This window comes from Ensifer sp. Root954 (genome assembly GCF_001429005.1).
Taxonomy (GTDB): domain Bacteria; phylum Pseudomonadota; class Alphaproteobacteria; order Rhizobiales; family Rhizobiaceae; genus Ensifer; species Ensifer adhaerens.
In genome coordinates this window covers 30,133-56,808 of the sequence record NZ_LMJM01000050.1, presented here as the reverse complement: position 1 = coordinate 56,808, position 26,676 = coordinate 30,133, and the positions used below count along the sequence as shown (strand labels likewise).

Annotated in this window: 24 protein-coding genes; 11 read left to right on the top strand and 13 right to left on the bottom strand. The window is 62.6% G+C overall.

The genetic code is table 11. The features are described from left to right. Position 1 precedes the first annotated feature (1 nt). The 7 genes from ASE71_RS28815 to pcaF are packed head-to-tail and all read left to right on the top strand — an operon-like array spanning position 2 to position 7,249. A complete protein-coding gene (locus tag ASE71_RS28815; protein ID WP_060518019.1) occupies positions 2–844 on the top strand; it encodes an enoyl-CoA hydratase family protein in 843 nt (280 codons plus the stop codon). Positions 845–846: 2 nt separating this feature from the next. Continuing rightward, positions 847–2,043: an acyl-CoA dehydrogenase family protein gene (locus ASE71_RS28810; RefSeq protein WP_034796257.1), complete on the top strand. Its 1,197-nt coding sequence runs from the start codon at positions 847–849 to the stop codon at positions 2,041–2,043. A gap of 15 nt (positions 2,044–2,058) precedes the next feature. Then, on the top strand, positions 2,059–3,246 hold the full coding sequence (locus ASE71_RS28805) for an acyl-CoA dehydrogenase (protein WP_060518021.1): 1,188 nt from the start codon (positions 2,059–2,061) through the stop codon (positions 3,244–3,246). Between the two features lie 11 nt (positions 3,247–3,257). Further along, positions 3,258–3,686 carry an acyl-CoA thioesterase gene (locus tag ASE71_RS28800; RefSeq protein WP_060518023.1) on the top strand — a complete coding sequence of 143 codons (429 nt, stop codon included), beginning with the start codon at positions 3,258–3,260 and terminating at the stop codon, positions 3,684–3,686. Then, positions 3,664–4,059: a RidA family protein gene (locus tag ASE71_RS28795; RefSeq protein ID WP_034796252.1), complete on the top strand. Its 396-nt coding sequence runs from the start codon at positions 3,664–3,666 to the stop codon at positions 4,057–4,059. The genes ASE71_RS28800 and ASE71_RS28795 overlap by 23 nt, the downstream gene beginning before the upstream one ends. Before the next feature lie 11 nt (positions 4,060–4,070). Beyond that, positions 4,071–6,041 carry a 3-hydroxyacyl-CoA dehydrogenase NAD-binding domain-containing protein gene (locus tag ASE71_RS28790; RefSeq protein WP_060518025.1) on the top strand — a complete coding sequence of 657 codons (1,971 nt, stop codon included), beginning with the start codon at positions 4,071–4,073 and terminating at the stop codon, positions 6,039–6,041. Positions 6,042–6,046: 5 nt separating this feature from the next. Further along, positions 6,047–7,249, top strand: a complete 1,203-nt coding sequence (gene pcaF, locus ASE71_RS28785; RefSeq protein ID WP_060518027.1) for a 3-oxoadipyl-CoA thiolase — start codon at positions 6,047–6,049, stop codon at positions 7,247–7,249. A 113-nt stretch (positions 7,250–7,362) separates the two neighbouring features. Here pcaF and ASE71_RS28780 read toward each other — a convergent pair whose 3' ends face one another. The 6 genes from ASE71_RS28780 to ASE71_RS28755 all read right to left on the bottom strand — a co-directional run bounded on the left by ASE71_RS28780 (position 7,363) and on the right by ASE71_RS28755 (position 13,787). Continuing rightward, positions 7,363–8,487 carry a substrate-binding domain-containing protein gene (locus ASE71_RS28780; protein ID WP_060518029.1) on the bottom strand — a complete coding sequence of 375 codons (1,125 nt, stop codon included), beginning with the start codon at positions 8,485–8,487 and terminating at the stop codon, positions 7,363–7,365. A 91-nt stretch (positions 8,488–8,578) separates the two neighbouring features. Next, positions 8,579–9,580: an ABC transporter permease gene (locus ASE71_RS28775; RefSeq protein WP_060518031.1), complete on the bottom strand. Its 1,002-nt coding sequence runs from the start codon at positions 9,578–9,580 to the stop codon at positions 8,579–8,581. Then, positions 9,577–10,557: an ABC transporter permease gene (locus ASE71_RS28770; protein ID WP_082566303.1), complete on the bottom strand. Its 981-nt coding sequence runs from the start codon at positions 10,555–10,557 to the stop codon at positions 9,577–9,579. Before ASE71_RS28770 ends, ASE71_RS28775 begins: the two co-directional genes overlap by 4 nt. Further along, positions 10,554–12,068, bottom strand: a complete 1,515-nt coding sequence (locus ASE71_RS28765; protein ID WP_060518033.1) for a sugar ABC transporter ATP-binding protein — start codon at positions 12,066–12,068, stop codon at positions 10,554–10,556. Before ASE71_RS28765 ends, ASE71_RS28770 begins: the two co-directional genes overlap by 4 nt. Then, positions 12,065–12,913 (bottom strand): sugar phosphate isomerase/epimerase family protein, encoded by an 849-nt coding sequence (locus ASE71_RS28760; RefSeq protein WP_060518036.1) that lies wholly within the window; start codon positions 12,911–12,913, stop codon positions 12,065–12,067. Before ASE71_RS28760 ends, ASE71_RS28765 begins: the two co-directional genes overlap by 4 nt. A gap of 7 nt (positions 12,914–12,920) precedes the next feature. Next, complete coding sequence (locus tag ASE71_RS28755) at positions 12,921–13,787, bottom strand: sugar phosphate isomerase/epimerase family protein (RefSeq protein WP_060518038.1); 867 nt, start codon at positions 13,785–13,787, stop codon at positions 12,921–12,923. Positions 13,788–13,948: 161 nt separating this feature from the next. Here ASE71_RS28755 and ASE71_RS28750 point away from each other — a divergent pair, with 161 nt between their 5' ends. The 3 genes from ASE71_RS28750 to ASE71_RS28740 all read left to right on the top strand — a co-directional run bounded on the left by ASE71_RS28750 (position 13,949) and on the right by ASE71_RS28740 (position 16,365). Beyond that, the gene (locus tag ASE71_RS28750; RefSeq protein ID WP_060518040.1) at positions 13,949–14,983 is read left to right on the top strand and encodes an AraC family transcriptional regulator; all 1,035 of its coding nucleotides are present in this window, start codon (positions 13,949–13,951) and stop codon (positions 14,981–14,983) included. Between the two features lie 31 nt (positions 14,984–15,014). After that, entirely contained in the window at positions 15,015–15,638 is a 624-nt protein-coding gene (locus ASE71_RS28745) for a TetR/AcrR family transcriptional regulator (RefSeq protein ID WP_060518042.1), read from the top strand. Positions 15,639–15,915: 277 nt separating this feature from the next. Beyond that, a complete protein-coding gene (locus tag ASE71_RS28740; protein ID WP_060518044.1) occupies positions 15,916–16,365 on the top strand; it encodes a DUF2269 family protein in 450 nt (149 codons plus the stop codon). Positions 16,366–16,457: 92 nt separating this feature from the next. Here the strand turns inward: ASE71_RS28740 and ASE71_RS28735 are convergent, their stop codons facing one another. From ASE71_RS28735 to ASE71_RS28710, 6 genes are all read right to left on the bottom strand, one after another. Continuing rightward, entirely contained in the window at positions 16,458–17,891 is a 1,434-nt protein-coding gene (locus ASE71_RS28735) for an NAD(P)(+) transhydrogenase (Re/Si-specific) subunit beta (RefSeq protein WP_034796222.1), read from the bottom strand. A 19-nt stretch (positions 17,892–17,910) separates the two neighbouring features. After that, the gene (locus ASE71_RS28730; RefSeq protein WP_060518098.1) at positions 17,911–19,497 is read right to left on the bottom strand and encodes a Re/Si-specific NAD(P)(+) transhydrogenase subunit alpha; all 1,587 of its coding nucleotides are present in this window, start codon (positions 19,495–19,497) and stop codon (positions 17,911–17,913) included. A 565-nt stretch (positions 19,498–20,062) separates the two neighbouring features. After that, positions 20,063–20,815: an ABC transporter ATP-binding protein gene (locus tag ASE71_RS28725; protein ID WP_060518046.1), complete on the bottom strand. Its 753-nt coding sequence runs from the start codon at positions 20,813–20,815 to the stop codon at positions 20,063–20,065. Further along, complete coding sequence (locus tag ASE71_RS28720; RefSeq protein ID WP_226020927.1) at positions 20,809–21,876, bottom strand: FecCD family ABC transporter permease; 1,068 nt, start codon at positions 21,874–21,876, stop codon at positions 20,809–20,811. The genes ASE71_RS28725 and ASE71_RS28720 overlap by 7 nt, the downstream gene beginning before the upstream one ends. Continuing rightward, positions 21,876–23,015: an ABC transporter substrate-binding protein gene (locus ASE71_RS28715; protein ID WP_113544737.1), complete on the bottom strand. Its 1,140-nt coding sequence runs from the start codon at positions 23,013–23,015 to the stop codon at positions 21,876–21,878. Before ASE71_RS28715 ends, ASE71_RS28720 begins: the two co-directional genes overlap by 1 nt. Positions 23,016–23,073: 58 nt before the next feature. After that, the gene (locus ASE71_RS28710) at positions 23,074–24,207 is read right to left on the bottom strand and encodes an ABC transporter substrate-binding protein (protein ID WP_060518050.1); all 1,134 of its coding nucleotides are present in this window, start codon (positions 24,205–24,207) and stop codon (positions 23,074–23,076) included. Positions 24,208–24,311: 104 nt separating this feature from the next. Between ASE71_RS28710 and ASE71_RS28705 the strand changes: the two genes are divergently transcribed. After that, the gene (locus ASE71_RS28705; protein ID WP_034796179.1) at positions 24,312–25,115 is read left to right on the top strand and encodes a class I SAM-dependent methyltransferase; all 804 of its coding nucleotides are present in this window, start codon (positions 24,312–24,314) and stop codon (positions 25,113–25,115) included. Positions 25,116–25,172: 57 nt separating this feature from the next. On the opposite strand, the gene ASE71_RS28700 is transcribed toward ASE71_RS28705, so the two are convergent. Continuing rightward, positions 25,173–26,675: a pyridoxal phosphate-dependent decarboxylase family protein gene (locus tag ASE71_RS28700; RefSeq protein ID WP_060518052.1), complete on the bottom strand. Its 1,503-nt coding sequence runs from the start codon at positions 26,673–26,675 to the stop codon at positions 25,173–25,175. Position 26,676 lies beyond the last annotated feature (1 nt).

Below are 26,676 nucleotides of genomic sequence, written 5' to 3'. Positions count from 1 at the left end.
GATGACAAACCCGATGCAGGCCAAGAAGCGCGCCTTCAAAGACCACAAGGCCAAGCACTTCCTGTTCGAAACGGATGCTGACGGACGCGTCGCCACGATCACCCTCAACCGTCCGGAAAAGAAGAACCCGCTGACCTTCGAAAGCTACGAGGAACTTTGCGATCTTTTCCGCTCGCTTGCCCGCGCCAGCGACGTGCGCGCGGTCGTGCTGGCCGGCGCCGGTGACAACTTTTCATCCGGTGGCGACGTGTTCGAGATCATCGAGCCGCTGACGCGTATGGCGATGCCCGATCTGCTGGATTTTACCCGCATGACCGGCGAACTGGTCCGCCAGATCCGCGCCTGCCCGCAGCCGGTCATAGCAGCCGTCGACGGCATCTGCGCCGGCGCCGGCGCCATTCTGGCCATGGCCTCGGACTTCCGTGTGGCAACGCTCGAGGCGAAGACGGCCTTTCTCTTTACCCGCGTCGGGCTGGCCGGCGCCGACATGGGCGCTTGCGGCATTCTTCCCCGCATCATCGGCCAGGGCCGCGCCGCCGAACTGCTCTTCACCGGCCGCGTCATGACCGCGACGGAAGGCCACGCCTGGGGCTTCTACAATGCTCTGCACGAGCGTCCATCGCTGCTTGCCGAAGCCCAGAAATTTGCACGCAGTATCGCCGACGGCCCCTGGTTTGCCCATGCGATGACCAAGAAGATGCTCGACCAGGAATGGGCGATGGGTATCGACCAACTGATCGAATCGGAAGCCCAGGCGCAAGCGATCTGCATGGCGACCGGCGACTTCCGCCGCGCCTTCGAGGCCTTTGCCGCCAAGGCGAAGCCTGAATTCAAGGGGAACTGAGCATGAGTTCCCATGGCACGACCTTGCGCCCACCTTCCCGCGATCATCTCGACTGGCCGTTCTACGATGACAGTCACCGTGCGCTCGCTGCGGAACTCGACGCCTTCGTGGCTCGTGGCGGCCTCGGCGAGATCGATCACGCTGATGTCGATGCCGCCTGCAAGCAGCTGGTCGCGGCACTCGGTACTGCAGGCGTGCTTCGCCATTGCGTGCCAAAGGCGTTCGGCGGTGCTAGCGACGAGATCGACAGCCGGTCGCTCTGCCTCATCCGCGAAACGCTCGCCTACACAGACGGGCTTGCCGACTTTGCCTTCGCCATGCAGGGCCTCGGGACGGGTGCGATCAGCCTGTCCGGCTCCGAGGCGTTGAAACACGCCGTCCTGTCCAAGGTCGCCCGCGGCGAATGGATCTCCGCCTTTGCGCTTTCCGAACCCGAGGCCGGCTCGGATGTCGCGGCGATGGCGTGCGCTGCGCGCCGGGATGGCGATCATTTCGTACTCGACGGTGAAAAGACCTGGATCTCGAACGGCGGCATCGCCGACGTCTATACCGTCTTTGCCCGCACAGGCGAGGCGCCGGGTACGCGCGGCATTTCCGCCTTCGTGGTCTTCGCCGATACGCCGGGCTTTACCATCCCCGAGCGCATCGAGACGATTGCGCCGCATCCGCTCGCCCGCCTTCGTTTCGACAATTGCCGCATCCCGGCGTCGCAACTTCTGGGCGCGTCTGGCGAAGGCTTCAAGATCGCCATGCGCACCCTCGACATTTTCCGCCCGTCCGTGGCAGCCGCCGCGATCGGATTTGCCCGGCGCGCGCTTGACGAGGCGGTGGCCCACGCGAAGAGCCGCAGGATGTTCGGCGCGACCCTTGGCGATCTGCCGACGGCGCAAAGCACGCTTGGCGAGATGGCGACCGCTATCGACGCGGCAGCCCTTCTGACCGGCCGCACGGCGTGGCAACGCGACGTGCAGAAACGACCAACGACGCGCGAAGCGGCGATGGCCAAGATGACCGCGACCGAGAACGCGCAATGGGTCATCGACCAGGCGCTGCAGCTCTTTGGCGGCCGCGGCGTGCGCGTCGGCGAGATCACCGAGCGGCTCTATCGCGAGATCCGCGCGCTCAGAATCTACGAGGGCGCAACCGAGGTTCAAAAGCTCATCATCGGTCGCGAGCTGATGAAGGGCACGGGACGATAACAAGGGGTGTCGAACATGCATGGTTCGAAGGCGTCATTCGACTGGCAGGACCCGTTCAACCTGGATCAGCAGTTGAGCGAAGAAGAACGCATGGTGCGCCAGACCGCTGAGCGCTATGCAGAAGACCGGCTGGCTCCGCGCGTCCAGGAGGCATTCCGCCACGAGAAAACCGATCCGTCGATCTTCGCCGAGATGGGCGAACTTGGCCTGCTCGGTCCGATGGTGTCGGAGGAATACGGTGGCGCCGGCCTCAACTACGTTTCCTACGGCCTGATCGCCCGTGAGGTCGAACGCATCGACAGCGGCTACCGCTCGATGATGAGCGTGCAGTCTTCGCTTGTCATCGTGCCGATCCATACCTTCGGCAGTGAAGCGCAGAAGCGCAAATACCTGCCAGGACTGATTGCCGGCACAAAGATCGGCTGCTTTGGCCTGACCGAGCCAGACCACGGTTCTGATCCCGGATCGATGATCACCAAGGCCGCCAAGGTCGATGGCGGCTATCTGCTGTCCGGTTCAAAGACATGGATCTCCAATGCGCCGATAGCCGACGTGTTCGTCGTCTGGGCAAAGACGTCAGATGGCGCCATCCGCGGCTTCATCCTCGAAAAGGGGTGGAAGGGTCTCAGCGCGCCGGCGATCCACGGCAAGGTGGGCTTAAGGGCATCGATCACCGGCCAGATCGTCATGGACGGGGTCTTCGTGCCGGACGAAAACATGCTGCCTGAGGTGACAGGACTGAAGGGCCCCTTCACCTGCCTCAACTCCGCGCGCTTCGGCATCGCCTGGGGCGCCCTTGGTGCAGCCGAGTCCTGCTATGACACGGCGCGGCAATACGTGATCGACCGCAAGCAGTTCGGCCGGCCGCTTGCCGCCAACCAGCTGATCCAGAAGAAGCTTGCGGACATGGCAACCGAAATCGCCCTTGGCCTGCAGGGCTGCCTGCGCCTCGGGCGCATGAAGGATGAAGGCAATCCGCCGGTCGAACTGACCTCGATCCTCAAGCGCAACTCCTGCGGAAAAGCGTTGGAAATCGCCAGAACTGCGCGCGACATGCTCGGCGGCAACGGCATTTCGGACGAATTTCCGGTGGCCCGCCACCTCGTCAATCTGGAAGTGGTCAACACCTATGAGGGTACGCACGACATCCATGCGCTGATCCTCGGCCGTGCCATCACCGGCATTGCCGCCTTTGCGAACTGAGGTCGGCATCGATGTTCAGGACCACGAGACCACTGCGGTTCGGAGACTGCGACCCCTCGGGGATCGCCTACTTCCCGTCCTATCTCAATATTCTTGTCGGGGTGACGGAGGACTTCTTCGCCTCGCTCGGCTTTCCCTGGAAAGCCATGAACGACGAGCGGCGGATCGGCGTGCCGACGGTGCGCCTCGATCTCACCTTCTCTCGACCGGGCTTCCAGGGCGACGATCTGGATTTCGCGCTGGCGGTGCGCGGCATTGGCCGCTCGTCGCTCGACATGGAGCACACGGTCTCGGCGAGAGGCACCGTGCTCTGGACAGCAAAACAGCGGGTCGTTGCCACCTCGCTCGACAATCACGCTTCTTGTGCCTGGCCGGACGATATCCGCGCCGCGCTGACACAACATCTGGAGACGACCGATGCACACCATCCTGCAACCTGAAGGCTGGGCTAAGCCCATCGGCTATGCCAACGGCGTCTCGGCCAAAGGCCGCACCGTCTTCATCGGCGGCCAAATCGGCTGGAACGCGCAGTCCGAGTTCGAGACCGACGATTTCGTCGAGCAGGTGCGCCAGACGCTGAAGAACGTGGTCGCAGTGCTTGCGGCCGGCGGCGCCGAGCCGCAGCACATCACCACCATGACCTGGTACTTCACTGACAAGCAGGAATATGTCGGCAATCTGCGCGGCATCGGTCAGGCCTATCGCGACATCATCGGCCGGCATTTCCCGGCCATGGCTGCGATGCAGGTCGTCTCGCTCGTCGAAGACCGCGCCAAGATCGAGATCCAGGCAACGGCCGTCGTCCCCGATTGAGGTTTGGCAGCATGGCCGAGATCCGATTTTCCGAAAGCGTTTCCGCCCGACTTGAAGGTGGCGTTCTCCTCGTTACCATCGACAACGCGCCCGTCAACGCGCTCTCCGCGGATGTCCGTTCCGGCCTGATGGCGGCGCTTGACCATGTTGCCGAACGGTCGACGATTGCGGGTCTCGTCATCACCGGCGCCGGCAATACCTTCATCGGCGGCGCGGATATCAGGGAGTTTGGCAAGCCGCCGGTCGACCCGCTGCTTCCCGAAGTGATCGAGCGCATCGAGACCTTCGACAAGCCGGTTGCCGCAGCCGTCGACGGCCCCGCCCTTGGCGGCGGCTGCGAAGTGGCGCTTGCCTGCCACGGCCGGATTGCCGGCGAGAAGGTGTCGTTCGGCCTGCCCGAGGTAAAGCTCGGGCTTGTCCCGGGTGCTGGCGGGACGCAGCGCTTGCCACGCCTGATCGGCACGGTCATGGCGATCGATCTCATCGGAACCGGTCGTGCCGTGAAGGCCGCCGAAGCTGTGGCGCTTGGGCTTGCCGACAGCATTGCCGCCGATCCTGTCGCTGTCGCTCTGGCTTTCGTTCAAGAGCAAGCTGGCAAGCCGCTCCGTCGGACCGGCATGATCGCCGTCCCGCCTGCGCACGCCAAAGCCGTCGGCGCGGTGGAAGCGAAGGTTCTGGCAAAGGCCCGCGGCCAGGCTGCCCCCGCCGAGGCAATCCGCCTCGTTAAGGCAGCCGGTGAACTCGACCTGAAGCAAGGACTGGCTGAGGAACGCGCGACTTTCCGGCGTCTGCGGGATTCGGTCGAGTCAGCGGCCCTCAGGCATGTGTTTTTTGCGGAGCGCGCCGCCGGCAAGGTCGAAGGGCTCGACAAGGTTTCGCCTCGGCCGATCGCGATCGTCGGTGTCGTCGGCACCGGGCTGATGGGGTCCGGCATCGCGGTCTCCGCCTTGATCTCCGGCTACCGCGTGGTCGCCTTGGAGCAGACGGAAGAAGCCGCAGCCGGCGGACGGGCACGCATTGCCGAGACGCTCGACAAGACCGTGCGGGCTGGACGATTGACTGCTGACGGACGCGACGAATGCCTCGCGCGGCTGCAGACCACCGCAGAAGCCGTTGAGCTCGCGAAAGCTGACCTCGTCATCGAAGCGGTGTTCGACGACCTCCAGGTCAAGACGGAGTTGTTTCAGAAGCTCGACGGCATCGTCGCACCGGGCGCCATCCTCGCGACCAACACCAGTTATCTCGACCCCGATGCGATCGCGGCGGCGACGGTCGATCCATCACGGGTGGTGGGCCTGCATTTCTTTTCGCCCGCCAACGTGATGCGGCTCGTCGAAGTCGTTGATTGCGCCAAGACCGCGCCGGACGTCCTGGCGACGGCGCTTGCCTTCGTCAAACGCCTCGGCAAGCTGCCGGTCGTAACCGGGGTCACCGAAGGCTTCATCGGCAACCGCATTTTCTCGGCCTATCGCCGCGAGGCGGAGTTCATGCTGGAAGATGGGGCACTGCCGCAGGAGATCGACGCCACGCTCGAGGCCTATGGCTTTCCGATGGGCATCTTCGCCGTCAACGACATGGCCGGACTGGAGATTGCCTGGGCACGACGCAAGCGACAGGCGGCAACACGCGATCCTGCCGCACGCTATGTCGAAATTGCCGACAGGCTCTGCGAGGCCGGCCGTCTCGGCCGCAAGAGTGGCCGCGGCTGGTACGCCTATCCCGATGGTGAGCGCACCGTTGATCCCGACGTCACGGCGGTGATCGAGGCCGCGCGCGCAGCCAAGCGCATCACGCCGCGCGCCTTTAAATCCGATGAGATCATGAACCGGCTTCTGAACGCCATGTGCGACGAAGGCAAGGCGCTGCTCGCCGAAGGCATCGCGGCACGTCCCGACGACATCGATCTCGTGATGATCAACGGCTACGGATTTCCCGCGCACAAGGGAGGGCCGATGTTTGCAGCCGGGCAAAGCAAAGGATAAATCTCATGGCTGAAGCCTACATCGTCGGCGGCGTGCGCACCCCCATCGGCCGCTACGGCGGGGCACTCTCGAGCGCCCGCCCGGACGATCTTGCGGCCCATGTGATCCGCGAGGCGCTGGCGCGTGTTTCGTCCATTCCGGCCGAAGCGATCGACGAGGTCGTACTTGGCTGCGCCAACCAGGCGGGTGAGGACAATCGCAACGTCGCCCGCATGGCCGCCTTGCTCGCCGGGCTACCGGAGACGGTCGCCGGAACGACGATCAACCGGCTGTGCGGTTCCGGTCTGGACGCGGTCGGTTATGCCGCTCGCGCGATCCGGCTGGGAGAGGCCGAAATCGTGGTCGCCGGCGGCGTCGAAAGCATGTCGCGTGCGCCCTTCGTCATGCCGAAGGCCGAAAGCCCGTTCCAGCGCAGCACCGAGATCCACGACACGACGATCGGCTGGCGCTTCATCAACACGGCCATGAAAGACCGATACGGCATCGACTCGATGCCGGAGACCGCCGAAAACGTCGCCGCCGAATTTTCCATCTCCCGCAAAGATCAGGACGCCTTTGCACTGCGCAGCCAGGCGCGCGCGGCAGTTGCGCAAAAGAGCGGGCGTCTCGCTCGCGAGATCGCCGCCTACGCGATCAAGGGACGCAAGGGCGAGACGACCCACGTCGAACACGACGAACATCCGCGCGAGACGACGCTCGAAAAGCTTGCGAGCCTGCCGACGCCGTTCCGCGCCAATGGCACGGTAACCGCGGGCAACGCATCGGGCGTCAACGACGGCGCGGCCGCGCTCATTCTCGCCTCAGCCGGCGCGGTCGAGCGCTACGGACTTCAGTCCTTGGCCCGCGTCGACGGCATGGCAACGGCCGGTGTTGCCCCACGCATCATGGGCATCGGACCGGTCTTTTCCACGCACAAGCTCCTGGAACGTTTTGGTCTCGGCATCGGCGACATCGATGTCGTCGAGTTGAACGAGGCCTTTGCAGCGCAGGCGCTCGCCTGCATGCGGCAACTGGGGCTTGCCGACGATGCGCCCCGTGTCAATCCGAACGGCGGCGCCATCGCGCTCGGCCATCCGCTCGGCATGTCCGGTGCACGCCTGGCGTTGACCGCCGCGTTGGAGCTCGAAGCGCAGGGTGCCAAGCGTGCGATCGCCACCATGTGCATCGGCGTCGGACAGGGCATCTCGATGCTGTTGACACGGCCGTAGCGGCTGCACGCTTCGTGCCGTCAGCCGAAGGCCGCTCAAGACGATGAGAAAGCTGGGCTTGCTACTCAGCTGATGGGACTGAGACCGAGCCGCAAGCGGCTCGGTCTTCAAGCTTATTTTCCACCCCAGGCGGCGGGATAGTCCGGCAGCTTCTCGCAGCCGCACATGGCGTGATGCAGCGGGGGCATCTTGGCGTCGACATATTGATCGAGCGTTTCTGCCGTGATCGCCGGCTGCGGCATTACCCATTCCGGACCCGGCACCGCCTCGCCCTGCAGCACCTTCACTGCCGCGATGATTGGCGTGCGCCATTGGTAGGTCGGATAGGTCGGGGCTATCGCCTTGAAGCCTTCCGACTTCCACTTGACCAGGAAGTCCTGCTGGTCCTCGCCGGTAATGATCGGGGGCGGCAGGCCCGCATCCTCGAAGGCTTCGAGGGCTGCAACTGCTGTGGCACCAGCGTCCATCCAGATCGCGTCGATTTTGCCGCGTTGCAGGTAGTCTTCGACGATCGACTTGGTCTTGGCATTGTCGCCCTCGGTGAATTCCTCGCCGATGACGTTCAGCCCTGTCTCCTTGAAAATGCGCTTGGCCGCGGACGCGCGGGTCTCGAGCACATCGACACCCGGTACGATGCGCAGCATCAGGACGTCGGCGCCCGCGGGTGCCGTCGCCGCCACGAACTCGCCTGCCTGGATACCGAAGCCGTAACCACCCACCGGATGGATGAAGGTGACCGGGCATTTGGTGTTGACGCCGCGGTCAAAGACGATCACCGGCAGCTTGGCACAAGCCTTCTCGACTGCAGGCGTCAGGGCTGCCGTCGTATTCGGCGAGACAATCAGGGCCGAACATTTGCCGCCGTTGATGAGGTCGTCGATGTCGGCGATCTTCTTGTCGTCGGACCCTTCGGCATCGACGTGAATGAGCTCCTTGATTTCCGGATGGAGCTTTACTTCGGCCTGCATGTTCGTCCAGCCGGTTACCCGCCACGCATTGTTCACGCCGGCGTTTGAAAAGCAGATCGTGTAGGGACCTGGCTTCTTGTACTTTGCGGTGTCGGCCATCTGGTCGCCGTAGTACTGCTCCCAAGGCTCCCCTTCCGGACCATTGGCCTTGGCCGTCAGCAGCGTCCGCTGTCTGTCGAACTCGGCAGTATCGTCGAAGTTCAGCTGTTGGCTATGCGCCGTGCCGGCGACGAGCGCAGCCGAAAGTGCGGCGGTCAGCAATTTTTTCATGTCTCACTCCCATTGATCATGATTTTTCAGTTCCTCCCGATGGCCTGGAGCGGAATGCGGAAAGTGCCCGCAACCGCTCTGACCCTCGAAATCAGGTCCCGCCGGCGCGGTTGCGCCGGTAGGTTGCAAGCACGACTGCGGCGATCAGGATCAAGCCCTGGACGACATCGCGCGTCGGCTTCGGCAGTCCGATGAAGTTGAGCAGCGTGAAGATGGCGGTCAGCGTCAGCGCGCCTGCAATCGAGGCGGGCACGGAGCCGCGGCCGCCGAGAAGCTGCGCTCCGCCGATCACGCAGGCGGTGATCGCCTGCAGCTCGTAGCCGACGCCGACATCGGTTGATACGCCCGCAAATCCACCGAGCAGGATGCCGGCCGTCACCGCGCTCAGCGACGAGGCGACAAAGGCGATGATGCGCACCCTCTCGATCGGCACACCCGACATTTGCGCCGCGCGCGGATTGTCGCCGAGCGCATGCAGCATGCGCCCGAGATTGGTGCGATGCATGAGCCAGAAGAAGACGAAGCCGACGACCAACAGCACCAGCAATGCCACCGGCAGGAACTGGATCAATGGAATGCCCTGAAGGCTGGCGCGCCCGAAGAAGCGGAACGTCTCCGGCACGTAGCCGCGCGGTGATCCGCTCGACCACATGAAGGCAGCACCATTGAGCGTGATCATCATGCCGAGCGTGGCGATCAATGACGGCACCCGCAGATAGGAAACGACCAGGCCGTTCACCACGCCGACGGCGAACCCCACCGCATACATGACCGCAATCACCCACCAGGTCGCATCGGCACTGTTGTCGAGCAGCATCGACGAGCCGACGACCGTCAGCGTGATGAGCGAGCCAGCCGAAAGGTCAAAGCCGCCGGAGACGATGACGTAGATTTGGCCGGCCGCAAGGATTGCAAGAGGAGCGGCTCGCTTCAGAAAATTCATGTAGCCCGTGGGCTCGATGAAGTTCGGGTTCGAAAACGTGATGGCGACGAGAAGGGCTGCCAGCACGAAGAAGACGGGATTGATCTTCGGCAGCCGCCCAATGCTTGCCACGCCGCGCGTCTTTGCGGAGCCGACGGTTTCCTGGATCATGCCACTATCCTCTTTGAACGGACTGCGTAAAAGGCGACGGCGGCGACGATGATGATGCCGCGCATTACCTGCTTGGCGAAGGCGTCAATGCCGGCGAGATTGAAGATGGAATCGATCAGCGAGAAAATGATCACGCCGGCAACAGTGCCCCAGATCCCACCCTTGCCGCCGGAGAGGATTGTGCCGCCGATGACGACGACGGCGATCGATTCCAGATCATAGGCGCCCTCCGTGCCGATCCAGGGCGAACCGGATTTCAGGCGGCTGGCCAAATAGAGGCCGGCAAGCGCCGCGCAAAGGCTGCAGATGATATGGCTCGCCATGACGACCCGCGTCGTGTTGATGCCGGCCGCGCGCGCCGTGTCGCGGTTGCCTCCAACCGAGTAGATGTTGGAGCCAAAGCGCGTGAAGCGCAGGACGATCCATGCGCCAAGGACCAGCAGCGCCAGAACGACCAGGCTGACCGGCAGCCCGAGCACCTCGCCATAGGCGAAATACTGGAACGCATCCGGTACCGAGCCGCCGAACCGGCCATGAAAGGAGGCAAGACAGCCCTGAATGATCAGCGCCATGCCGAGCGTCGCGATAAGCGGGTTGACATCGAGGCGGGTGATCAGGAGCCCGTTGAGCGTTCCGACAACCGTCCCCATGACAAGCACCGCAGCAACGGCCGGCACCATCATCGCCGGGTCGCCGTTCATGATCGCAGAGGACACCACGGCCGAGGCCGAGATGAGATGGGCCACCGACAGGTCGATCGAGCCGACGAGGATGGTGAAAGTCTGTCCAACGGCGGTGATGCCGAGCGCGATGGACCGGTTAAGGATGGAGACGGTCGCCTCCGGTGTCAGGAAGCGTGTCAGGCCGAGGCTGAGCGCAATCGCCGCATAGATCAGGACGGCCAGACCGAGCAGAAGCGCCGGCGCGTAATGTTCCATGCGCCAGGCGGGACGCCGAGTGAGAGTTGCCTTGTTCATGCTGCCACCGCCTCCTCGCCAGTTGCCGCCAACATCACATCGGCTTCAGAGGCCCCGCGCGAAAACGCCGCGACGAGTTCGCCGTTCCGCATCACAAGGACGCGGTCGGATGCGCCGAGAACCTCCGGGAGATCGGACGAGACCATCATGATGGCCGTGCCCTTGCGCGCGAGATCGCGCATCAGGTGGTAGATCCCGGCCTTGGCATTGACGTCGATGCCGCGTGTCGGCTCGATGAAGATCAACAGCCGAGGCGCCAGCGCCAGCCAGCGCGCAACGATGGCTTTCTGCTGGTTGCCGCCCGACAGCGCCTTGATGTCCTGGGCAAAGCTGCCGGGGCGCACGTCGAGTTCGCGCAGCAGCTTTTCCATCGCTTCCGCCGAAACGAAAGGCGTCGCATTGGCATTGCCGGAAAGGCCGGAGAGTGCGCGAGACGTAAGCATGCCGTTGTCGACGACCGATTGCATCAACACCAGCGCTTCGGCCTTGCGATCGCCCGGCAGCAACCCGACCCCGGCGCTGATCGCCTCGCGCGGACTGGTGAACCGCGCCGGCTTGCCGGAAAGGGTGATCTCACCCTTGGTGAAGGGAGAAAGGCCGAATATCGCCTGCGCGAGCGCGACGCGCCCTGCCCCTTGCAAGCCCGAAAAACCGACGATCTCGCCTGCGCGCAGTTCGAAGGACACATTTTTCAGCCGTTCGTTGCCGGCGTTGCGGACTGAGAGCACGACGCCGCCGATCTCCTGCGGTGCTGCCGGTTCCGCATAGAAATCGCCAAGGTCGCGGCCCACCATGGCTCGTACGATCGCCTCGGGCTCAGGCACATGGTCGAAGCGAACCGCCACCTCGCCATCCTTGAGCACGGTAACACGATTGGCCAGCCGCGTGATTTCGGGCATGCGGTGGGTGATGTAGACGATCGCCACACCGCTTTTCTTCAAGGTGTCGACGAGACCGTAGAGCACCTCGCATTCGGCCTCGTTCAGCGCTGCCGTCGGCTCGTCCATCACGATCACCTTTGCCTCCAGCGACACCGCCTTGGCGATCTCCACCAGTTGCTGGCTGGCGACGTCGAGGTCAGCGACAACGGTGCTCGGCTCGATCCGGTGCGCCGAGCCGAAGAGCGCAAGCACGCGCCGCGCTTCGTCGTTCATCGCCCTGTGGTCGATCAGACCGCGGCGCGTCGGCTCGCGGCCGAGGAAGATGTTCTGTGCGACGGTTCGCTCGGGCAGCAGGGAGAATTCCTGATAGATGACGGCAATGCCCGCGCGGATCGCCGCAAGCGGATGCGTGAAATGCCGTTCCTCACCGTTTACGACAACCGCACCTGCGTCCGGCCGATAGATGCCGGAGAGGATCTTCATCAGCGTCGACTTGCCGGCACCGTTTTCTCCCGCCAGCGCATGGACCTCACCGCAATGCGCGGAGAAGCTGACGTTTTTCAACGCCTTGACACCGGGGAAACTCTTGGCGATGCCGCGCATCTCGATAGCGGGGTGTTTCGTGTTCATGCAGCAGCCCATGTCTTGCGGATGAATGTCGCGCTCTCGGAAAAGAGCGTATCGAAGTCGGGAAACAGCGGCCGCCAGACGCGGGTCGCCGTCGCGATCGCCGGCAGCCCGGCGCCGAATGCCTCAAGCGTCAGCCAACCGTCATAGCCGATCTCCTTCAACACCGTGAACATCGCGCCAAATTCGATATGCCCCCGCCCGGGAATGCCACGATCGTTCTCGGAGACATGGAAGACCCCGATATCCTGGCCAATCAGGCGGATCGCCGCCTCCGGCCGACGCTCCTCCACATTGGCATGGAACGTGTCGTACATGATCTTGAAGGCAGGATGCGCCACGCGATCCACATAGGCACGCGCCTGCTCCATCGTGTTGAGAAAATAAGTCTCGAAGCGATTGAGCGGCTCGAGGCTCAAATGCATGCCGTTGGCCGCCGCCCGCTCCGCCAGCGCATGGTGCGCGTCTGCCCCATACTTCAACTCGTCTTCGCTGGCGCCCCTGCCGGTAAAGAAGCCGATCGGGGCATGAAACGGCCCGCCCATGCTTTCAGCACCAAGCGCTATTGCGCAATCCAGCGCCCAGTCGAGATGGGAAAGCCCGCGCGCCCGCACTTCGGCATCGCAACTGACGGGGTTTGCCTCAGGCGTTGGCACGATCGATGTGGTGGATCGGCCAAGGCCGAGCCCGTCCAGTTCGCGGCCCAGGCGTTCGTAGTGACTGACCTTGCCCGACAGAACCGGCACTTCGACGCCATCATAGCCGAGATCGCGCAACCGGCCGATATTGTCGAGATGCCTCTCCTCGACGAAATCGGTCAGGCAAAGGAGATTGATACCAAGCTTCATGACGCGCTCACTTCAGCGAAATGCCGAGATCGCGACACGTCGCGCGGATCCAGGCCAGTGACGTTTCGATCATCGGGCCGGCGGCGCCTTCGCATTCGAGGCTGAGTACGCCGTCGTAGCCGTGGTCGCGAAGCATGGCGAGACAGGTCTTGATATTCTCGGCATTGACGCCATCGCCGAGCGCACAATGGCTGACCGCGATCCCGGTCTGTCCGCCACGGGCAGCCGCTGCCAGCGACGGTGACACGTCCTTAAGATGGACATGAGACACCCTGTCGATGAACCGCGACAGAAACTGCGGCGGTTCCTGGCCGGCGATGAAGGTGTTGCCGGTGTCCATGTTCATGCGCAGCCACTTGCTGTCTGCGAAGGCGAGCATGCGCTCCATGAATTCCGGACGCGTCGTGAAATGACCATGAGGCTCGATGTTGACGACGATCTCGTGCGCTTCAGCGACTTCGACGATCTTTTCGTAGCTGCGCTTCATCAGCGCCATCGAGTCTTCTTCGGTAAGTCCGGGCGGCATGTGGAGCCCGTCGGTCGTGTCGACGCAGGGACTGCCGGCCTGCGCGGCCCAGGCAATCGACTTCAGCACATAGGGCACACCTCTGAGCGGTCCGTCCTCACCAGACAGCGGATAGGCCGCATCGACCTGGGAAAAGCGCACGCCGTAACGCTCCATCTTGCGACGCAAGAGGACCGGGTCCTCGTAGAGCGCGACATGCGGTTGATAGCCCAGTCCGTGGATCCAGCTCACGCCGTCGATCAGACCACACTCGATGAAGTGCAAATCGTTGTCGCTTGCCCATTCCAGGCATTTTTCAAACGACCAGTAGGCCGAGTTGAACGCGTCCGTGTGGAAGCCTATCCGCACCGGCAAAATCCTCCCAATTTCCCCCATGCCATTGAGTTTCAATGGCAAATCATCAGCGTCTCCAAAATGGAGCTTGATGATGTCCAAGCATTGCGCAATAAATCGCTGCCTGCGTTCGAAATAGACGACTGGTAAATTTTAAACATCAGCGGGGGAGCGGGATGACGAAGAGCAGTAACGAACGGGCGGTCAATCGGCCCGCTGTCTTCCGCGAGCCGGGCGCCCTGCTCTATGCCGGCAATTGCCAGGACCTGATGAAGGCCTCGCTTGCCGGCCAGGTGTCGCTCAACGCCTGGACGCGACGCGGCTATCCCGGCATCGACCTCGGCGCGGCGCTGCCGCAGGTCTGTTCCGTCGGCGGATGGGATGCGACGACCCCGCAGGACTGGGGCCTGCGCGAACATTGCAACGAGGGGGTCAAGATCGCCTATCTGGCGCGCGGCTCATTGACGATCACCATGGATGGCCGCAGGACGACGATCAATGAAGGCCAGATGTTCGTCGTGCGGCCCTGGCAGTTGCACGCGCTCGGCGATCCCAATGTCGGTGCCAGCCACATAATCTGGGTGCTCATGGATATGGGCGTGCGCCGACCACACGAAACCTGGCTGTGGCCCGACTGGATCGGCTGGCCCGAGCGCGACCGAAAGCGCCTGAGCGAACTTCTGTCGAAGAACGAACAGATTTCCTACAACGCCTCCCGCGAAGTTACCCGCACCTTCCTCGACATCCACGAGGTGGTGGCAGGCGGCGATATCGACGGTGGAGAGGCGCACCTGCGCCTCTTGATTTCGATGATGCTGCTGCAATTCCGCCAGATGCTGGAAAGCCAGGCACCGGTTCTCGATCTTGCTCTTGCAAGCTCGAAGCGCACGGTCGAGATCTTCCTGAAGCGGCTGCGTCATGCGCTCGACGAGGACTGGACGCTCGAGAACATGGCGGCGGAGTGCAATCTTTCCCGCACGCAATTTTCGCAGCATTGCCAGGTGCTGACCAACATGACGCCTGTCCGCTACCTCCAGACGCTCCGACTCAACGCCGCACGGCTGCTTCTTGAAAGCGGCGCACAATCGGTCACCAACATCGCGTTTGATTGCGGCTTCTCATCGAGCCAATACTTTGCCACCTGTTACAAGAAGCGCTTCGGGTTTTCACCAATGGAAACGCCGCGTCAGTCGCTATCGATCGCCAACTGAAAGTGGGCCGCCGCGACCGGATCAAAGCCGAATGGACAAGAAAGCTCTCCTGACGCCACGAAAGGTCGCTTCGCAGCAACGCTCGCGAGCGATGATCGAGGCCTTGGTCGAAGCGACTGCGCGTGCATTGATCAAAGATGGATTTGAACGCGCCAACACAAACCGGATTGCCGAAGAGGCCGGCGTCAGCATCGGCTCTCTCTATCAGTATTTTCCGGGCAAGGAAGCGCTCGTCGTTGCCGTCATCGAACGCCACAAGAGCGAGATGGTGGATGTCTTGCGGGGTACGCTGGCCAAAGTGGCGACGCTGCCGCTCGACAGTGCCGTGCGCGAACTGGTCAAGACGATGATCGATGCTCATCGTGTGAACCCGGACCTTCATCGGGTGTTGGTCGAGGAAACGCCACGTGCAGGGCGGATCGGTACGATCGACGGTTTTGACAGAGAGTTCTACGGGTTGATCAGGGCTTATCTCGAATTGCACAAGGCAGAACTGCGGCCGATGGATCTGGATCTGGCCGCTTACATTTGCGTCAGCTGCACGGAGGCGCTGACGCACGGCGCGGTGGTCGACAGTCCAGAGAAGCTAAACGATGGGAACGTCGACGCCTTCATCAACGAAGTGACGACGCTGATCACGCGCTACCTGAAGTAACGTCCTTCAGGTAGCAGACATCCAAGATGCGAGCTGGGTCTTGGCGACTTGATGTCGCTCCGTGAACGCCGGCGTCCAACTGCGCGAACTACCGGGGGAATATGAACCGGGAGCGCTCGCAGAGACAGCTTCTCGAACGCGAGTAGATTTTTGCGAGTGATCGCTCACAATTAGGGCTGCACGCGGCCAGTCCGACAGCCGACCTCGTGTCGAAATCAAATGCAGCACGAGCGGTCGAACGACCGCTTCTCGAAGCTCCATACCAAGGTAACAAGAGATGTACGCACACGTCGTGATGATTCATGCCGCGGCCATGGGCACGGCATTTCTGCTGTTTGCAGCAAGGGAGCTCCTTTTCATTTCTGCCCGGCGAGGGCAAATCGGGGCTGCAAAGTTGGCCCTGACCGCAAACAGGATTGCAGGCCTGCTCACCGGCATAGGGATTGCCGGAGGCATTGGCCTCATCGTTTTGGGTGGGTGGCCGCTATCGACACCCTGGCTACTGATATCATTCCCCCTGATCGCCGCCTTGATGATTGTCGAAAGCAGGGTCGTGCGGCCATGGGAGGCACAGGTGCATCCAGCCCTTGAAGGCACGATCGACAAATTGGAAGTCCGAACGCTTCTTAGAAACAAGCGCGCTTTGGGCGGCCGCCTGGCATCGATCTCGCTTTTTGCTCTGATAATAGCGCTGATGGTCGTCAAACCCGACCTACTCGGCGCCTAGGGCGACGCCATCGGACGCATCGGTCGCTCATCAACGGAGTTGAACTCACCGCCCCTATGTGCGGAGCGATGAATTCTCTTTTCAGGGCGTCATCACGCCAGCGCGGGCAGCAGCTGGTCGATGCTCTTCTTGGCGTCGCCGTAGAACATGCGGGTGTTGTCCTTGTAGAACAGCGGGTTCTCAATGCCGGAGTAACCGGTTCCCTGGCCACGCTTGGAGACGAACACCTGTTTGGCCTTCCAGACTTCGAGCACCGGCATGCCGGCGATCGGTGAGTTCGGATCCTCCTGGGCGGCCGGATTGACGATGTCGTTCGAGCCGATGACGATGACGACATCGGTTTCGTGGAAGTCTTCGTTGATCTCGTCCATCTCGAGCACGATGTCGTAGGGAACCTTCGCTTCGGCCAAAAGCACGTTCATGTGGCCCGGCAAACGGCCGGCGACCGGATGAATGGCAAAGCGCACGTTCTTGCCGGCCGCCCGCAGCTTGCGGGTGAGCTCGGAGACCGATTGCTGCGCCTGCGCCACCGCCATGCCGTAGCCCGGCACGATGATGACGCTGTCGGCGTCGTTAAGGGCTGCGGCCACGCCATCGGCATCAATGGCGATCTGCTCGCCGGTGATTTCCATGGCCGGCCCCGTGGTTGCCCCGAAGCCGCCGAGGATGACCGACAGGAACGAGCGGTTCATCGCCTTGCACATGATGTAGGAGAGGATCGCACCCGATGAGCCGACCAGCGCGCCGGTGACGATCAACAGGTCGTTGCCGAGCGTGAAGCCGATGGCCGCGGCCGCCCAGCCGGAATAGCTGTTCAGCATCGACACCACCACCGGCATGTCGGCGCCGCCGATGCCCATGATCAGGTGATAGCCGATGAAGAAAGCGGCGAGCGTCATGACAAGCAGCGTCCAGGTGCCGGCACCATTCACGTAGAGCACCAGCAGCACGAGCGAAAGAAGGGCCGCACCGGCATTGAGCAGGTGACCGCCCGGCAGCTTCTTGGCCTTGCCGTCGACCTTGCCGGCAAGCTTGCCGAAGGCGATGACGGAGCCGGTGAAGGTGACGGCGCCGATGAAGACACCGAGGAAGACCTCGACCTTCATGATCGACAGTTCCACCGGTTCCTTGTGGGCAAGGATCGCGGCAAAGCCGGTCAATGCAGAGCGGGCCGCCGCATCGAGGCCGGCGACATCAGCCGCTTCGATATGGGCGTTGAAGCCGATGAAGACTGCGGCAAGACCGACGAAGGAATGGAGTGCTGCAACGAGTTGCGGCATCTCGGTCATCTGGACGCGGGAGGCGACGAAGTGGCCGAGCAGGGCGCCGCCCGCGATCATCAGCGCGATGATGAACCAGTTGCCGACATCAGGTCCGAAGACCGTGGCGACAATGGCAAGCGCCATGCCCGTCATGCCGTACCAGACGGCGCGCTTGGCGCTTTCCTGGCCCGAAAGCCCGCCGAGCGAGAGGATGAAGAGGACGGCTGCCGCAATATAGGCGGCCGATACGATACCGATCATCATAATGTTTACCCCTGCCCGATCAGGATTTCTGGAACATGGCGAGCATGCGCCGCGTGACGAGGAAGCCGCCGACGATGTTGATCGTGGCGATCAGCACCGACAGCGCCGCAAGCAGCACCACCAGCCAGTTGCCAGACCCGATCTGCAGCAGCGCGCCGAGAATGACGATGCCGGAAACCGCGTTGGTGACGGCCATGAGCGGGGTGTGCAGCGAATGCGAAACGTTCCAGATGACCTGGAAGCCGACGAAGCAGGCGAGCACGAAGACGACGAAGTGGCTCATGAAGGCAGGCGGAGCAAAGGCGCCGACCAAAAGCAGCAGCGCCGTGCCGACGGCGAGAAGCGTCAGCTGGCTCTTCGTCTGGGCCTTGAAGGCTGCGGTCTCGGTCGCACGCTTTTCCTCCGGCGTCGGCTCCTTCACCTTCTCCTTTGGTTTCTGCGCCGCGATCGCGGCGATCTTCGGCGGTGGCGGCGGATAGGTGATCGCACCCTGGAAGGTGACGGTCGCGCCACGGATGACGTCGTCCTCCATGTTGTGGACGAGCTTGCCATCCTTGCCCGGCGTCAGGTCGGTCAGCATATGGCGGATATTGGTGGCATAGAGCGTGGATGCCTGCGCGGCCATGCGGCTCGGGAAATCGGTATAGCCGATGATGACGACGCCGTTGTCGGAGACGATCCGCTGATCGGCAACGGTCAGGTCGCAGTTGCCGCCACGCTCGGCCGCAAGATCGACCACCACCGATCCCGGCTTCATCGCGGCGACCATGTCGGCAAGCCAGAGTTTCGGTGCATCACGGCCTGGGATCAGCGCCGTGGTGATGACGATATCGATCTGAGGCGCAAGCTCGCGGAACTTGGCAAGCTGCTTCTCGCGGAACTCCGGCGAAGAGGGAGCCGCATAACCGCCGGTGGCAGCGCCATCCTGTTGAGCGCCCCCCTCACCATCGGCAAAATCGAGATAGACGAACTCGGCTCCCATGCTCTCGATCTGTTCGGCAACTTCCGGCCGCACGTCAAAGGCATAGGTCTGAGCGCCAAGCGAGGTGGCGACCCCGATCGCCGCAAGACCGGCGACGCCCGCACCGATCACCAGGACCTTGGCCGGCGGCACCTTGCCGGCGGCCGTCACCTGGCCGGTGAAGAAGCGACCGAAATTGTTGCCCGCCTCGATCACCGCGCGATAGCCGGCGATATTGGCCATCGACGACAGCGCATCCATCTTCTGGGCGCGCGAAATGCGCGGGACCATGTCCATGGCGATGACGTTGGCGCCCTTTTCCCTGGCGAGCCCCAGAAGTTCGGCATTCTGGCCCGGATAGAAGAACGAGATCAGCGTCTTGTCCGCAGACAGATAAGCGACCTCGCTCGGCGCAGGCGGCCGTACCTTGGCGACCACATCTGCCGAAGCCCACAGCGCCTCTGCCGACGGGGCCACCTCGACGCCCACGGCCCGATAGGCATCATCGGAGAAACCGGCCGCAACGCCCGCGCCCGTCTCAATGATGCTGCTATAGCCAAGTTTCGCAAGTTGCACCGCGCTGTCAGGTGTCAGCGCCACGCGCGCCTCGCTTGCGGTTACCTCCCGCGGCGCGCCAATTTTAATCGCCATGCTTGTCTGTCCTCTCCTGCCGACTAGGCAATGCCTTGTCCCTCAACAATGCGACAGCAGAACAAGCAAACCTTGAGAGTACTGTCCAGTACGCTTTGCCGCGAATCCGTCCATTCTTGTCGCTTTTTAGTTTTCACTAATCGTTTTTATCGGCCAAGCACTCAGCCGACGGGCCGCTCGGGCACCGATGGCCAACAAAAAGGGGACGGCGACGGCCCCACGAAGAGGGTGCTGCATCGGCTCCAGGGGGCCGCCGATTGCGTATGTGAAGCGACGCTTCACCAGAGAGGGGTCCCGACCTGCGCGCGTTTCATGAAACGATCGTGCCGAGCCGCGACTGACAATCCGGCGCCTGGCGTCGACACGCTACGGGGCCGCTGCTGCAAGCCCTCCTTCGGAGGTTTTTATTTCAATGCCCTCGGCACGGCACGGCGACGCGGTCTCGCCGCGTGCCGCGCCGTGCGGCCCCTTGGGAGGACGTTCTAGTTGCGGCTTTCGTTGCTGCTCAGATTTAAAGGGGTGACGAGCTCGAACGTGAGCGACCCGCGCGTCCACGTCCTCAAAGGGATTCGTCGACAATGACGACCGGTCGCCCCAGGGAGCAGGCCTCCACCCGCGCCTCGACGCGATAAACCGAGCGCAGCATATCCGCGGTGATGACGTCGTGGGTGGGGCCGCTCGCCAGCACCGACCCGCCACTGATGACGATCGTGTCGTTGCAATAGCGCAGCGCATGGTTCAGGTCGTGCAGCGCGATCAACACCGCCATACCCGACTGCGCCGACAAACGCTTCATGAAGCCAAGGACCTCGATCTGGCGAAAGAGATCGAGCGCCGAGGTCGGTTCGTCCATCAACAGCACTTCGGGCTTACGCACGAGAGCTTGCGCGATGGAGACGAGCTGGCGCTGGCCGCCTGAGAGCTCACCAAGGCCACGAAAGGCGAGATCGGCGATCCGGAGTTCGCCCAGCACTCGGTCGATCTCGGCGAGTTCGGCGTCCTTCACCTTCCAGCCTGAGCCTTGCTTGGCCGACAACAGCACCGACTCGTAGACGGTCAGCACGGCATTGGCGCCGGTATCCTGCGGCATGTAGCAGATGCCTTCGGATCCCTTGGCCGTATCGGACAGGTGGACAGTGCCGGGACCGGAGGTCAGGTTTGCTATGCGCTTGAACAGCGTCGACTTGCCGGCCGCATTAGGACCAATCACCGCCGTCAGGCCACCGCCGCGCAAGACACCGGTGTTGACATCTAAGAGCACCGTGCGCCGGCCATAATTCGCGCCGACCTTTTCCAGCGACAGGCTTACCATGCGCGCCTCCTGTTGGTGAAAATCAGCACGAAGAAGAAGGGCACGCCAACGAGCGCGGTGATGACTCCAATCGGCAGGACGGCACCCGGAATAATCATCTTGCTGACGACCGAAGTGACCGAAAGAAGGAGCGCGCCGCACAGCACAGAAGCTGGCAGGAAGAAGCGCTGATCCTCGCCGACCAGCATGCGTGCGATGTGCGGAGCGACGAGACCAACAAAGCCGATCGTGCCAACGAAAGAGACCGGGATCGCCGCAAGCAGGCTGACCGTCATCATTGCTTCGAGCCGGAGCCTTCGAACATTGATACCGAAGCTCGCAGCCTTATCGTCACCAAGCCGAAGCGCGGTCAGCGCCCAGGCGTGCCGTGCAAACAGCGGCAAGGCGAACAGCAGCACGGCGCCGGTGATCCAGACCTTTGGCCAGGTTGCCTTGGTGAGACTGCCCATCGTCCAGAAGACGACGGCGGCCAGCGCCTGTTCGGAGGCGAGATATTCGAGCAAAGACAGCGCGGCATTGAAGGTGAAGACGAGCGCAATGCCGAGCAGAACGATTGTTTCGACCGTAACGCCGCGCATGGTGGAGGCGAAATGGATGAAGAGCGCCGCCAACATCGCCATAAGGAAGGCGTTGATTGGCACCATGTATTGGACGGCGACGGGAAAAACCGCCACGCCGGCAACGAGACCGAGGGCCGCACCGAAGCCGGCAGCGGCGGAAATGCCGAGCGTGAATGGACTTGCCAGTGGATTGGCAAGGATCGTCTGCATCTGCGCGCCTGCGACCGACAATGAGGCACCCACCGTCACGGCCATCAGGGCGATCGGCATGCGAATGTCCCAGATCACCACCCGGAGCTGGTCGCTTACAGTTTCCGGTCGAAAGAGCGCGGTCAGCACATCCGCGAGCGGATAGTTCGCAGGCCCGAGAGCCATGTCGACTGCAACCGACGCAAAGAGCGCGACGATGAGGCAGAAGATCAACACCAAGCGGCGCAAAACGAGAGAGCGGTAGCGCCCTCGCCCTTCAACGCCGGATACTTGTTCGGTCATGGCAACCATCATTCACCACTCTTTGGAAGCGAGGCGAAGTAACCCGCGCGGTAGGTCACCGGCAGAAACTTCTCATGGAACTCGCGGAAAGTCCGGTCAGGGTCTATGTCGGCAAAGAGCTCCGGATGGAACCACTTGGCAAACTGCTGGATCGGAATGAACTCGTAAGGGGCGCCGTAGAACTGATGCCAGACGGCATGCACATTGCCCTCCTTCACCGCCTTCAGGCCGGGAAAGCCCGGGCGCTGCATAAGGCCGCGCAGGCGATCTTCTGCCGCCGCCGCATCGGCGCCGCGTCCGACGCTAACGAACTGGTTGAGATCGGATTCCGCCGACCAGTTACTGCCGGTGATAATGACATGATCCGGATCGCTGACGATCAGCTGCTCAGGATTGAGGTCGCCGAAGGTCCCCTTGATGACGTCAGAACCGATATTGTGGCCGCCGGCCTCTTCCACCATTTTGCCGAAGTTGGCCGGACCGAAGGTGCGGCAGCAGACAACGTCGCCGGTGATGCCGGGAGAGCGCTCGATGAAGACTTTCGGCCGCACAATTTCCCCCGCCTTCTTGAGGCGGTCCGTCACCAGCGCGATTTGAGCATTGCGATAGTCGATGAATTCGCGGGCCTTCGCTTCGGCACCGAAGAGCTGGCCGAGGATTTCGACCGATTTTTCGCTATTGGCGGCAGGATCCACGCGGAAATCGAGATAGACGACGGCAATGCCGGCGGCAGCGGCCTTTTCGATGAAGCCCGATTCTTCGACCGCCTGCTGCGCTTCGAGATTGAGCGTCAGAACGTCAGGCTTGAGCGCAATCGCTACCTCGAGGCTAAAATCGCCCGAAGGGATATAGCCGAACCGCGGCAGTTTCTCGATTTCGGGGAAGCGCTCCACATAGGCAGCGTAGGAGTCCGGATCCTTCTTCAAAAGATCATCGCGCCAACCGACGATCGTGTCGAAGACATGCTCGCCTTTCAGCGCTGCGGCCACGTGGATCTGCCGCGCCTCGCCCAACAGGACGCGCTTGGCCGGAAGCGCAATTTCGACCCGACGGCCGGTGACGTCGACGATTTCAGCCGCACTGGCGGGCAAAGCCGCCAATACCAAGGCTGCGACCATCGCCGACGCGATTTTCCCGAAGATCGACATTCTCATTCCTTTTTAGTTGCGACGCCGGAGTCCTCCCCTCCTCCAGCTGTCGAACCGCTTACTTGGCTGACGTCAGCGAGACGAAGTAGCCGCTCTTGTAGGGAAGCGGCAGGAAGCGCTCATGCAACTCCTTGAACGTCGCCTCCGGGTCGAGGTCCGCGAAGAGATCCGGGTGCAGCCACTTGGCGATCTGCTGGATGGCCACGAACTGGTAGGGATTGTTGTAGAACTGGTGCCAGATGGCGTGAACCTGGCCGTCTTTCACGGCTTCAACGCCGGTGAAAGCCGGGCGCTTGGTCAGGTTTTCGAGCTTGCGGGCCGCTTCCTTCTCATCGGCGCCATAGCCGACGCCAACCCAGGCACCACCCGGCACATAACCCTGCCAGTTGCCGCCGGTGATGATGATCTGATCGGGATTGGCAGCGATGATCTGCTCCGGATTGACCACGCCGAAGGTGCCGGGAATGATGTCCTTTGCCATGTTTACGCCGCCGGCGAACTCGACCATCTTGCCGAAGTTCTCGTTACCGAAAGACATGCAGCAATCGTCGGAGTAACCACCGGCGCGTTCGACAAAAACGAGCGGCTTCTTCGGATTGGCCTTCGCCAAAACGTTTGTCACCTTGGCGATGCTCTCGGCGCGAAACTTGATGAACTCCTCGGCCTTCTCTTCCTTTCCCAAAAGCTTGCCCATCACGCGCATGCTCGGCTCGGTGTTTTCCATCGGCTTCTCGCGGAAATCGACGTAGACGAGCGGGATACCGACCTTGGCAAGCTTCTCGATGTAGCCAGCCTCCTCCGTCGCCGTCTTGGCGTCGACGTTCATCAGAACGACATCGGGTTTCAAGGCAACCGCCTGCTCGATGTCGAAGGTGCCATCCTTCATGCCGCCGAAGGTCGGCAGCTTGGCAATGCCAGGGTACTTTGCGAGATAGGCGGTATAGCTTTCAGGGTCTGCCTTTGCCAGATCATCGCGCCAGCCGACGACGCGCTTGAACGGCTCGTCGCGGTCGAGCGCGCCGAGGAAATAGATCTGCCGCCCTTCGCCGAGAATCACGTGCTCGACGGGTACGTTGACCTCGACATCGCGGCCCGTGACATCCTTCAACGTCACGACATCAGCGAAGGCTGCCGTAGAAAAAAGCACGCAAAGGCTTGCGGCGGCCGCAGCCACCCTGTTGAAAAACCGCATTGTTTTAGCTCCGCTGGAAAATTCAGGCGATCTAATGTTTCATGACTTTATTAGTCAACATTTATCTTTTAGAACGCCTCCAAACAGGAACGAGCGGTATCGACATGAGCGACGTGACGGAGCGGCAGAACTACAACCTGCGCGATGAAATCAAGGCCTACTGGTCGGACCGCGCGGCTACCTTCGATCTGTCCCCGGGCCACGAGATCTTCTCGGAGGAAGAACGCGCGGCCTGGCATCAACTGTTTCTCCGTCACCTTGGGCCGGGCGCAGGGCGTGCCGCGCTCGATCTTGCGAGCGGCACCGGCGTCATCTCGCATCTTCTCGATGAACTCGACTTCAAGGTGCAGGGCCTCGACTGGGCCGAGCCGATGCTCGAACGCGCCAGGGATAAGGCGCGCAAGCGCGGGCGAGCGATCCGCTTCGCCCTCGGCGACGCCGAAAATACCATGGAGCCCGACAACCACTACGATGTAATCGTCAACCGGCATCTGGTCTGGACGCTCGTGGACCCGGCCGCAGCCTTTGGCGAATGGCTACGGGTCCTGAAGCCCGGCGGCATGTTGCTGATCGTCGATGGCGACTTCGTCAATACAACCGCGCTCGAGCGGCTGTTCTCCAAGCTCAGCACATGGGGACAGCGCCTCGGCCTGTTCAAGGCTGAGACGCCAACCGGTTCGCCGCAGATGACGGCGACGCACCGCAGCATCCTCTCCCGCGTGCATTTCGCACAAGGCGCCCGCGCCGAGGCCGTCGTCGCGCTGTTGCGCGAAGCCGGCTTTACCGAGATTACGATCGACAGGGACCTTCGCGAAATCCATCGCACCCAGGCCGCGAATTGGAACCTTTTCAAGGGCTTGGCGCGACAGTCGCAGCATCGCTACGCCATTCGCGCGACGAAACCTTAGGGTCGAGGCAAACCCTACGCAGTCAGTGACTGTGTTCATGCGCAAAAACGACCAGGCTCACGGCTGCGCAATCTCCCTGCCAATCCGCAGGACCTCCGAGATTAAAAGGTTCAGGTCGTCCGGGCGGGTGCGATGATTGCAGATCGCCGCGCGCAGGCAATGCTTGCCCCGGATCGTCGTGTCGGAAAGCGCCGCCACGCCGGTTTCCTGCAGGCGCAGCATGATCTCGAGGTTGGTCTTCTTCAGTCGCTCCTCATTTAGACCTTCGGGCGCATAGCGGAAGCAGACGATGTTGATCTCCGGTTCAACGATGAGTTCCAGAGGCGGATTCCAACGGACGAGATCGGCGAGGAAGGCGGCCTGCGCGACGTTCTGGTCGATCAGCCGGCCGAACTTGGCGATGCCGTGCTCCATCAGCGCCATCCAGACCTTCAGCGCCACGAAGCCGCGACTGGTCTGAAAGCCGAATTCGTGCAGCCACTGACCGGAGGCGATGCCACGCGGCATGCCCTGCAGAAACTCCGGCGACACCGCAAAGGTTTCCCGGTGCCTCGCCCGATCCCGCACAAGCGCGCAACCGACCTCAAAGGGGGCATGCAGCCATTTGTGCGGGTCGAGCGCGACGGAATCCGCCCGCTCGATGCCCTTGACGCGCCAGGCGTTCTCGGGCGCGATCGAAAGCAGCGCTCCGATACACCCGTCTACGTGGAACCACAGGTTCTCCTCCGCGGCGATCCCGGCCAAGGCGGTGAGATCGTCTACTGCACCGGAATTGACCGTACCGGCAGTACCAATGACGCAGGCAGGCCTGAAGCCCCGCGCGCGATCCTCGGCGATCGCCGCGCGAAGCGCCTCAAGGTCGATGCGGTAACGGGAATCGGTCGGGATCCGTCTGAGTGCCTTGTTGCCGAGGCCGAGCGTCTCGACCGCCTTGCGATGGCAGGAATGAACCTGATCCGAGGCGTAGAAGCGCATGGGTTCCGTGAGGGCCGCAACGCCCTCTTCGCGCAGATCGATGCCCGCCATGGCGTTGCGGGCAACCGTCAGCCCGACGAGGTTGGCCACCGAACCGCCACTGACCAGCGTGCCGCTCGCTGCCTTGGGAAAGCCGATCATATCTCGCAGCCATCCGACGACCTGCTGGTCGACGAGGGCAGCGGCATGGCGTCCGCCCCCGAGATTGGAACCCTGGATCGCTGCGAGAAAATCGCCGAGCGCCCCGGTGAAGTTGCCGGAGCCCATGTACCAGGACCAGAACCGTGGATGGATGTTGCCCATTGGATAGGCGAGCACCGTGTCCTTGACCTGTCGGTACACGTCCTCGAGGGGCGTCGGCCGATCCGGGACCGGCGCCTGGTACAGCGCTTCGATCTCCTCCGGCAGCGGTTGCCAGACCGGACGCTCGCGCACGCGGCCGAGATGGCCGACGGCATCGTCGATGATCCGGTGGGCGAGCGCCGAGACGGACGACCAATCGGGTGGGTCGAGGGTCTCGAGCGTAGCCAGGAGTTCCGGTTGCGTGAAGGCTCCCACGCTTTGCCTCGGTGATCGCGCTCCCATC